General features: G+C 62.5%; 3 protein-coding genes. 2 read left to right on the forward strand and 1 reads right to left on the reverse strand.

Annotated elements, in window-relative coordinates; translation table 11 throughout:
- Together ABW22_RS16480 and ABW22_RS16485 are read left to right on the forward strand one after the other, a co-directional pair.
- The coding region (locus tag ABW22_RS16480; RefSeq protein WP_237763397.1) for an ATP-binding protein at positions 1 to 231 on the forward strand (231 nt) is incomplete at its 5' end.
- A gap of 60 nt (positions 232 to 291) precedes the next feature.
- Entirely contained in the window at positions 292 to 744 is a 453-nt protein-coding gene (locus ABW22_RS16485; RefSeq protein WP_157648711.1) for a TraR/DksA family transcriptional regulator, read from the forward strand.
- A gap of 115 nt (positions 745 to 859) precedes the next feature.
- Here ABW22_RS16485 and ABW22_RS16490 read toward each other — a convergent pair.
- The coding region (locus ABW22_RS16490; protein ID WP_059759461.1) for a BON domain-containing protein at positions 860 to 1,294 on the reverse strand (435 nt) is incomplete at its 5' end.

Consider the following 1,294-nt stretch of genomic DNA (forward strand, 5'->3'; position numbering starts at 1 on the left):
CCCTTTTCGATCCTGCATTGCCAGGCCAGCGAAGCGCAGCTGCGCCAACGCTTGGCCGCTCGCAATCTTGGTGGCAACGACGCCTCTGAGGCCGATGTGAAGGTACTGGAACACCAGGTGACGGACCACGAGCCCCTGGACGATGGGGAACGCGCCATCGCGCTGCAGGTCGTCACCGACGACGCTGTGGATGTAGCTGCATTGCACGCGCGCTGGCTTTTGCGGGTTTGAGCGCATCGACCTGCCTGCGCCGGCCTGCAGTCGAGTTCCGCAGCCGCTAACGCAAGGCTATTGACGCAGATCAAGCTGTTTCCTTGGGGGAAAGAACATCCTTGCAGAATGAACACCTCTACTGAAAATCCCTTCACGCCGTTGCGAGCCTGGTTGCTTGCAAGGGAGACCGAACTGCTTGCCGAAATAGGCGCAGCGCGGGAAGCCGCCATCGACGCGGCAGCCGCGACCGGTATCGCCGCCACGGACGTCAACGATCTGGAAGACCAGGCGAGCAAGCGTGAGCGTACGACGCTGCAAGATGCCGAGGTGCAGCGCGATCGCAAGGAGCTTGCCGATGTGCGTGCGGCGCTGGTTCGGCTGAACGACGGAACTTATGGCACCTGCATCGATTGCGCCCAGCCCATCGATCTCCAGCGCCTGGCCGCAACGCCTTCGGCGGCGCGCTGTATTGTCTGCCAGACGCAGTTCGAGTCGCGTGCCATTCCCTCCGAAATAACGACGCGGCCCTGACCTGGTTCCGGCGCTTCGGCCCCGAGCACTGCAGTGATGATGCTGCTTTTCCCGGTGGGGCGGCGACTGGCTACTCCTGCCGCTGCCGGATTTCCGTCCGGCAGGAGTGCCGCGCTCAAGCTTCAACCGTGAGTTTGTTCTCCACCATCGAGACGCCAGGCGCGGCCCAAGCTGCGCCCTGGACCGCCCTGAGTTCAGCCCACGAGTGAACCTTTCCGCTCAACGTGACGCGGGAGCCCTCGACCTCGATCTGCAACTTCCTGGCTTCCCGTTCGGCTTGCCGCACCAGCGCATCGTTGATGTTTTTTTCGATATCACTGGACGCTACCTTGGGTTTGACCTTGATGAGATTGGTGACACCAACGACACCGAACAGATCGCGCACCGCGCGCTCGGCGGCCTTGCGCTGGTAGTGCCACTCGAGCTCGCCGTTCAGGGTGATCCAGCCGTTTTCCACCATCGGCTGTATGCAGTTGTCCGGTATGACGACGTTCCAGTCGATGGCGCGCTGCACCGCCGCCGCGATGTCGGAGTCACTCCGTTTGTAGGA

This window comes from Thiobacillus denitrificans, from assembly GCF_001530125.1.
Classification (GTDB): domain Bacteria; phylum Pseudomonadota; class Gammaproteobacteria; order Burkholderiales; family Thiobacillaceae; genus Thiobacillus; species Thiobacillus denitrificans_C.